The organism is Pseudomonas sp. NFIX10 (genome assembly GCF_900111955.1).
Classification (GTDB): Bacteria; Pseudomonadota; Gammaproteobacteria; order Pseudomonadales; family Pseudomonadaceae; genus Aquipseudomonas; species Aquipseudomonas fluorescens_AA.
In genome coordinates, this window is record NZ_FOKH01000009.1 from 199,514 (window position 1) to 207,885 (window position 8,372).

General features: G+C 57.0%; 8 protein-coding genes and 1 pseudogene. 4 read left to right on the plus strand and 5 right to left on the minus strand.

What is annotated here, in order from left to right; all coding sequences use genetic code 11:
- Positions 1-43 precede the first annotated feature (43 nt).
- Positions 44-1,669, plus strand: a complete 1,626-nt coding sequence (locus BM321_RS11115) for a methyl-accepting chemotaxis protein (protein WP_092442542.1) — start codon at positions 44-46, stop codon at positions 1,667-1,669.
- A gap of 179 nt (positions 1,670-1,848) precedes the next feature.
- Here BM321_RS11115 and BM321_RS11120 read toward each other — a convergent pair whose 3' ends face one another.
- The 4 genes and pseudogenes from BM321_RS11120 to BM321_RS30865 all read right to left on the minus strand — a co-directional run bounded on the left by BM321_RS11120 (position 1,849) and on the right by BM321_RS30865 (position 3,575).
- A complete protein-coding gene (locus tag BM321_RS11120; RefSeq protein WP_092442543.1) occupies positions 1,849-2,376 on the minus strand; it encodes a cytochrome d ubiquinol oxidase subunit II in 528 nt (175 codons plus the stop codon).
- Positions 2,291-3,152: pseudogene (locus BM321_RS11125) on the minus strand (cytochrome ubiquinol oxidase subunit I). The gene BM321_RS11120 and the pseudogene BM321_RS11125 overlap by 86 nt, the downstream one beginning before the upstream one ends.
- Positions 3,153-3,165: 13 nt before the next feature.
- Positions 3,166-3,297: a hypothetical protein gene (locus tag BM321_RS30860; protein ID WP_256573530.1), complete on the minus strand. Its 132-nt coding sequence runs from the start codon at positions 3,295-3,297 to the stop codon at positions 3,166-3,168.
- A gap of 80 nt (positions 3,298-3,377) precedes the next feature.
- On the minus strand, positions 3,378-3,575 hold the full coding sequence (locus BM321_RS30865; RefSeq protein WP_256573531.1) for a helical membrane plugin domain-containing protein: 198 nt from the start codon (positions 3,573-3,575) through the stop codon (positions 3,378-3,380).
- 847 nt (positions 3,576-4,422) lie between these two features.
- Between BM321_RS30865 and BM321_RS11140 the strand changes: the two genes are divergently transcribed.
- A complete protein-coding gene (locus tag BM321_RS11140) occupies positions 4,423-4,605 on the plus strand; it encodes a hypothetical protein (RefSeq protein ID WP_092442544.1) in 183 nt (60 codons plus the stop codon).
- A gap of 107 nt (positions 4,606-4,712) precedes the next feature.
- Here BM321_RS11140 and BM321_RS11145 read toward each other — a convergent pair whose 3' ends face one another.
- Entirely contained in the window at positions 4,713-5,843 is a 1,131-nt protein-coding gene (locus tag BM321_RS11145) for an epoxide hydrolase family protein (protein ID WP_092442545.1), read from the minus strand.
- A gap of 164 nt (positions 5,844-6,007) precedes the next feature.
- Here BM321_RS11145 and BM321_RS11150 point away from each other — a divergent pair, with 164 nt between their 5' ends.
- On the plus strand, positions 6,008-6,928 hold the full coding sequence (locus BM321_RS11150; protein WP_092442546.1) for a LysR family transcriptional regulator: 921 nt from the start codon (positions 6,008-6,010) through the stop codon (positions 6,926-6,928).
- A 36-nt stretch (positions 6,929-6,964) separates the two neighbouring features.
- Positions 6,965-8,372: M10 family metallopeptidase C-terminal domain-containing protein (locus BM321_RS11155; protein WP_092442547.1), on the plus strand; the 1,408-nt coding region annotated here is incomplete at its 3' end.

Consider the following 8,372-nt stretch of genomic DNA (forward strand, 5'->3'; position numbering starts at 1 on the left):
CTTTTACTTTAGCGACGCACCCACTTTTCTAAGAGAGATAAAAATGAACATCAGGACTATGAACCTCGCTCCCAGGTTTGCCACGTTCTTCTCACTCATTGTCCTGGTGGTTTTTGCTCTAGGCATCGTCGCCTTATTGCAAATGGGGAAGCTTCGAGATTCTGAGCAGGATGTTGAAAACAACTGGATGGCGAGCACCCGCGAGACCAGCAAGATGCAGATAGGCATTTTGCGCCTGCGTCTTGAAAGTATCCGCATCACCGTGATCACCGACGAACAACAGCGCCAAACCCGCATTGCTGCGTTGAGCGGCTACCGCAGCACGTTGCAGGACGTCGTCAGCCATTACGAACCTCTAATTACGGGGCCGACTGAGCGTGAGCTCTACCTGGCGGTGTCCAACGATGTGCAGCAGTACTTCAAACTGTTGGATGAGCTGGAACCGATGCTGCGCAGTGGTGACAATGCCACAGCCATCACCCTGATCAATACCCGCATCAGCCCCATGACCAACGCCCTGCAGGACAAGATGGACAAGCTCTCGAACTTTAATGAGGAGGGCGCCAAGCGTGCGGGCCTGGACGCCGCCTCCACCTATAGCAATGGCGTGACGCTGGTAATTGGCCTGCTGGTGGTCACCGTGGTCCTCACCGTGGTGCTGGCTGCGGTGCTGACCCGAAGCATCACGTCGCCCATCAGCGATGCCCTGGCTGTGGCTGAGCGCATCGCCGACAGTGACCTTTCCCGGGAGGTCTCGATCAGTGGCGGCGATGAAGCCGGCCGCCTGCTGGCCGCTCTGGCGAAGATGCAGGGCAACCTGCGGGAAACCATCGCCCGCATCGCTGATTCCTCTACCCAACTGGCGTCGGCCTCTGAAGAAATGACCGCCGTGACCGAAGACGCCAGCCGCGGTTTGGTGCGGCAGAACGACGAGGTCAATCAGGCGGCCACCGCGGTGACCGAAATGAGTGCCGCTGTGGATGAGGTGGCACGCAATGCCGAAGCCGCCGCCCAATCTTCCCGCGAATCAATGGAGTTCACCCGCTCGGGTATCGAGAACGTGGCGCAAACCCTCAAAGCCATCGAAGGTCTGGCCAACAACGTGGCCACCACAGGTGAGCAGGTCAAGGCCTTGTCAGGCAGAGCACAGGACATCAGCAAGGTGGTCGAGGTGATTCGAGCCATTGCCGAGCAGACCAACCTGCTGGCGCTGAACGCGGCCATTGAAGCCGCTCGGGCCGGGGAGCAAGGCCGTGGTTTCGCGGTGGTGGCCGATGAGGTGCGGGCATTGGCCCATCGCACCCAGCAGTCGACGCAGGAAATCGAACAGATGATCAGCGCGATTCAGACCGACTCGACCCACGCGGTGAGCGCCATGAACGTCAGCGCCCAGATGGCCAGCAGTTCCATCTCGGTGGCGCAGAATGCCGACCTCTCGCTCAAGCAGATCGCCGAGACCATAGCCCAGATCAACGAACGCAACCTGCTGATCGCCACCGCCTCCGAAGAGCAAGCCCAAGTGGCCCGCGAGGCTGACCAGAACCTGACCAGCATCCGCGAACTGTCAATCCAGAGCTCGGCAGGCGCCAGCCAGACCGCCAGCGCCTGCAGTGAGATGGCAAACCTGGCGATTGAACTCAATCATCTAGTGGCGCGCTTCAAGGTCTGACATGCGTCGCTGTCCTGGTCTGTACTCGCGAACGGCATCACCGGAGATGATGCCGTTCGCGAGTACACTTGACAACATAAGAACACTTCCAAAACTCCAGGCTAATCCCTTATGGATCGCGGGCTACAGCTTGACCGTTTAACTTGGATTTATTCTGCTATAGAAGCAGGAAAACTTGACTACTTATGCGAAGGTTCAGCCTTGACCTTACCGCGAAAGACCCAAAATCCCCATGTGTTGTAAGCCAGTGTCACGGGCACCAGAACAGCGAAACCGATGAGCATGAAGCCCTGGCTTGAGGCTGAAGCAGACGCTTGGCTGATTGTCAGCGGGGAGGCAAAAATCAATGGATAGAGCGCAATGTTCGCAGCAATGAACGCCGTGCCGAGCCATCCCAGCACCGCGAACAGAAAGTGGAAGCGGCTGGAAAACGCCCGGTGAAACCCGACCAGCAGAGCGCACTGAATCAGCAAAAGCGTCAGGCTCAGGTTCGATAGAAGAAGATGTTCTCGATAGAACGGTGCCAACAAACTGGTCCACGCCAAAATGGTTGCAATGCCTGTCAGCGTCAGCCATCCGAGTATACGTGCCTGTCTTCTGGCCGCCGTTTGTAGGGTTCCCTCAGTATGCCAGTACAGCCAGCAACTGCCCAGCAACGCATAGCCAATCGCAAGCACTGCGCCACACGCCAGCGGAAATGCGCTCAACCACTCCCAACCGTCTCCGGCAAACTTGCCATCCTGATGATCGATGCCCGTGCAGATCCCCCGCGACGAGCTGGATAGGTCCGACTACCGCCGCCATCCACAATGCCATTGAAAACATCACCCGCGCAGGCGCATGGGTATTGTCGCGCAGGAGGTGCCAAGCGCCCGCGCCACCCACCAGGGTGGCCGTGCCGAGAAATGCAGCGAGGCTCATGTGCACCATGCGGTAGGGAAACGAGGGATTGAATATGATCTGCAGCCAGTCCTCGGCCACGAATCGGCCGTCGCTGGCAATGCTGAAGCCTGCGGGGGTGTGCATCCAGGAGTTGGCTGAAATATCCAGAATGCACTGAACAGCGAGCCAACGGCCACGGCACACGTAGAAAGAAATGTAGCCGCGGCCCGACCTTGTTCATGCCGAACAGCATGACCCCGATGAAGCCTGCCTCCAGAAAAAACGTGACCATGACTTCGTAGAACATCAGAGGGCCGAGGATGCCCCCTGCCCTGCTGGCCAGCGCGCTCCAGTTGGTCCCGAACTCGAATTCCATGACCAGCCCGGATGCCGTGCCCACGGCGACAGTCAAGGCAAATATCTTCAGCCAGAATCGGTAGGCATCCATATAGACTTGGCGCTTGCGCCACAACCAGAGGGCCTCCAGCACCATCAGGTAATTGGCCAAGCCGATGGAAAATGCGGCAAGCACGATATGAAAGCTGATAGTGAACGCGAACTGGTACCGCGCCAGCATCAGCGCCGAATCCACTGATTCCATGCGCAGGCCCCGCTCAAGCGCCGTTGGGCTTGCCGGCGAACTGGCTGATCGGTTTGTCGACCGGCCTGTTCATGCCCTCTCCCATCGCTTTCAAGCCTTCCACCAGCGGCATGATCGCGCGCCAAAGCGATTCGTCATGCAACAAACGGTAGACGCCTCGCACGCCTGGCGCAATGTCGTCGTTTTCCGGTGAGGTCCATTGACTGACCGCAGCGCCGGCATCCTTCAGCGCGAAAGCGCCATCGCGAGGATCGACAGGTTCTGAATGACGTTGAGCGTACCTTCCTTGTTCAAACCGTCCACCAGCACCTTGGTGATCGCGGTGTTGGCACAGACCGGGTCATTGGCCATACGCAGCACACCGTGCTCATGGAGGTTCTGGATCAGACGATCCAGTTCGTTTTTTGCATCATACTCGGCCATCAGAACCTCTCCGGATGGGGCGCCGGTGCATCGATCGGCGCGTAATCAGCTCTGGCCCACTTCACCGCCACAGCCACGCCCTCATTCGGCGTCCTGCGGCCGTTTCGGAAATTGCCGTGAGGCAATGCCGACGGCTGAGCGGGCTCCCTCAATATTGTCATCTTCATGGCGGTTTCCTTATAAACCGGCGTGTTGACGTCTGAATCATGGTGTTCCCGGTGAACTCATTGATACCGGGCTTGCTTGGTGAATTGACAGGAACAGGACCTCTCCGCGCACCCGGTCGGTGACGACCACCGGCACCACGACCGAGCCTCGACGTGACGCTCATGGAAACTCGCCTCATCAGCCAACTCACCGCCGCTACAACGACCCTACGAAGCTTGAGGCCGGATGCCTAGACGGAAATATTTAGTTCAAAAATCGATATCTGGGCGCGGAAATTGTTCATTAATTTTGCTAGGAGGTTACACCGGCGATCACTCCTGCCCAGAGGGTGTCCGATGAGAGGCCCTCTGGCGTGATAACCGTCTCAGTCATGAATCGCCGTAAGGAAAGTACCATTCATACCCAACCTGATTCTTGCGTTTCTCTGTCTCTTTGCGGCGAGCGACTAGATCATTTGTACTATTGTTATAAATGACTCTCCATCATCAAATGGACCGAGGAGCGTGCTCTGCTGATTCAATAGTGTTTTGTGCCTGCCACTCCTCTGCTGTCTTATTCAGATGCAGTTCGATAAAGCTACAAAAGTGGCAGCCCTGCCACAGGAATGGCGGTTGATTTTGACAACCGCTACCCCTTCAACGGCTAGACCGTACAGCGACGAGTAATAAAGGGAAGTTCCATGAAAAACAAAATGAAGAAAGCACGTTGGACCATTGGAACGGCGCTCGCCCTCTCAATGGGACTCGCATTTAGCGGCACCGCAAGTGCCTTTACATTTGAACACGGATGGAGTTGCCAGAATAAGTGGTATCAAATGGGGCTTATCGAGCTGATTGCCTGTGGGGGTGGGGGCGAGGGTTGATCTACTAGGGAGTTTTTTGCCCTTGTAAAGGCAGATGCAATTAACCCCTTAATCATCCAATAACTGGGCGTTGCAAAATAATGCAACGCCTCAGAGTCATCCAGAATTCACGCTAAAACTTTCGCGATAAAGAGTCGTAGATCCTCCAGCATTAAAGCTGGCTGCTCCCAGGCAGCAAAGTGGCCACCCCGCGGCATTTCAGTCCAATGCACGATGTTGAAGGTTTTCTCGGCAAATGATCGCGGCGGCGGTATGAATACAGGATCACGGAAAGCTGCAAAGCCGGTCGGCACCTGAATCCGGGTACCGGGGGGAAATTTGCCAGAGCGTTCCAAGCGTTTGCCGTGGTACATCCAGGTCGCCGTGACGAACGACGATGTCGCCACATAAAGCATGATGTTAGTCAGCAACTGCTCTTCATTAAACGTACTCCAGAGGTCAGGATCGCCGTCGGCATTGCGCGGTAAGTCGGCCCACCGTCCAAATTTTTCCAATATCCACGCAGCGGCGCCCACCGGACTGTCGGCCATGGCCACACCCAGTGTCTGAGGACGGGTTTCCTGCTCATGGTTGTAGCCCGTTTCCCAGTCCAGGAGCACGTCGCGCTTGGCGACAAAGTCCATTTCCTCCGGTGTGTTTGCTTTGGTGCCTTCGGCGAGCAAGTCGGCCATGTTGAGGTGAATACCATACAACGCCTCAGCGGAATCGTGAGCCAGCCAGGCGGCGATACCCGAACCCCAATCTCCGCCCTGAACGATGTAACGCGATTGTTCAAACAACCGCTTCATCAAGGTATTCATCAGATGAGCCGCTCGGCGCGGCCCGATGACGCCGGTGATTGGCGTCGAAAATGCAAATCCCGGTAACGAGGGCACTATCACATCGTGTCCATCTGCACTCAATGGTTGGAGCAGATGTTCGAATTCGATGAACGATCCAGGCCATCCATGCAACAGCAGCACTGGAGGCTTGGAACCGTCACCTCGAACGTGGAGAAAATGAATGCACTCACCTTCGATATGGGTAGTGAAGTGCGGAAGCTGATTAAGCTGTCGCTCAACCTTGCGCCAGTCGTAGACGTGCTCCCAATGACGAATAAGTCGCTTGAGGTCATCGATTCCCACACCAGACTTCCAACCGCCGGTATCAGGCAATTGGCTCCAGTCATAGGCACTGACCTTCGCCCTGATAGCATCCAGACGTTCTTGTGGAATTTGGATCGAGTAAGGCGCAACCATGTGTCTATCCTCCTGGGCCCTACGTACAGCTACTTCCTGACGATGGGGCCGTTCGCATGAGTTTCGCATTGCACTGTTGTACGCAATACTAGGCTCGCCCGCAGGCTACGATAAGGCCCAATATAAGAGAAATGCCTATGCGTTCCGCGCAAAAGTGAGAGCCCATGGATATCATTAGCGATCTTGAAATTTTCACGCTGGTGGCCGAGACATGCAGCTTTTCGGCCGCTGGTCGATCGCTCAAACTGGCACCCTCTTCTGTATCGCGCGTTGTTGATCGCCTTGAGGCACGCCTCAATGTCCGGCTGTTGCTGCGCACTACCCGAGCGCTGACCTTGACGGCCGAGGGGGTGGCTTATCTGTCTTCGGCACGACGAATTCTTGCTGACCTGAAAGAGACCGAACAACTGATCACTGACCAAAGCTCGCCGCGTGGGCGCCTGCGGATCAGCGCTTCGATTTTGTATGGCAAGACATTCCTGCTGCCACTGCTGAGGGATTTCATTCATCGGTATCCGGACATCCTTGTCGATATCAACCTGACGGACACTGTCGTCGACATCAGCGCAGGCCAAGCCGATGTCGCCTTGCGGCTGGGCCCTCTGGCTGACGCTCCCTTGGTTGCACGAAGATTAGGGAAAACCCGCAAAGTCATCGTCGCGTCACCTGATTACTTGGCAGCACGGGGCACACCTGAAGTACCTGAAGACCTGTACGGCCACGATTGCATCGACTTCAATTTCAAGCGCGCCGCTCCAGGCTGGCCTTTTATCAAAGACGGAAATGAATATGCCCTTAAGATCAAAGGCAGCATAGAAACCAACAATGGCGATACTCAGGGCCAACTGGCGGTTGAGGGTCTGGGCATAGCTCGAGTGTGTGCCGAGACCGTTCAACAGGCCATTGAGGCAGGGCGACTGGTGCCACTTCTGGAGGCGTTCAATCCAGGTGATGGCGAAGAGATACATGTCGTGTTCATGGGCGGCCCACACCTACCGGCCCGCGTGCGTTGCTTCGTCGATTATCTGGTGGAATCCCTTGGCGAAGGGCTACCACGGGCCTGGCGAACTAATGATCCAGCCTAGAGTCAACGTTTCTGAATGTCTTAGGAGGATGGATACATGGCCACTACCTACAGTGCCCCTGGGATCATGATCGTCGATATCAATGGATACGCCGATAATGGCTACGACACAGTTATACAACCCGACGGCTCAGTATTGGTCGCGGGCCTCACCAATCACGCGCTCGACCCTGACTACGGCAAAGACTTTTCCCTGGCCCGTCTCAACACCGATGGCAGCGTGGACGGCAGCTACGGCAACGCAGGGCGGCTGGTGATCCACAAGCAGATTCCCATCGAAAAGGCCTACGTCCTTCGCGTCCAGGCCGACGGCGCAGTGGTGGCGGCCCACGAAGGCCACGATGACACCCCCATCGTCCAGCGGTGGGGCCCGGACGGTAAAGCCGATGCGCTGTTCAACGCCAATGCTCAGGCCAGCCTGTCCAGCGGCTTCGGCCACACGCCGTTAGTGGAAGCCAACACCGACGGCAGCGTGCTGGTGGGGGCCGTCGAGGGCAGCACGCTGAGAGTGACGCAGTTGCATGCCGATGGCACGCGGGACTTGTCCTTCGGCACAGATGGAATGCTGACGCTACAGCCCCCTGAAACGCTTTACTCCGTGCGAGGCCTTACCTCCCTGGCGGATGGCAGCCTGTTCGTCCGAACCGCGGGTGGCTTGCTCAAATACACCGCGGATGGGGAACTGGACAGCCACTTTGGCAGCAATGGCATCCTTGAGTTTGCCAGGGGTGCAGCCGGGACCGACGTAGCCGTGCAGGACGACGGTAAAATCCTGCTATCCACCTTCACGGTTCCTGTCTATGACTTCACCGTGCTGCGTTTCAACGCCGATGGTAGCCCCGACCTCAGTTTCGGCAATCAAGGCTCGGTCACCATCGATGTTCCTGGCAATTACGCCGTAGCCAACGCCGTCGCTGTGCAGGACGACGGCCGGATTTTGCTGGGCGGTAGCGCTTTCGCCAATGGCGGCAGTGATTTTGCTGCGGTTCGGCTAAACGCCGATGGCAGTCTGGACAGCACTTTCGGCAGCACGGACGGCAGCACCCGTTTGGTGGGTTCGTCCGGCAACGATGTGTTGAAAGGCCTGGGTAGCGATGAAATCCTGCGTGGTTTGGCAGGTGACGATGTGCTGCAAGGCAATCTCGGCCGCGACTTGCTCTCCGGCGGTGCGGGAAACGACGTATTCCGCTATGCCAGCGTGACAGACAGTTTTCGCACCGCTGACAGCAGTGCTAGCGACCGCATACTCGATTTCAATCCCACCGAGGATCGCATCGACCTCAGTGCCCTGGGTTTCACCGGGATCGGGAACGGATACGACGGCACCGTGTTGATTGGAAATAACGCAGACGATACCCGCACCTATCTGAAAAGCTTCGAGGCCAATGCCGACGGCCAACGCTTCGAGCTGGTGCTCGATGGAAACTTTGCCGGACAACTCGACG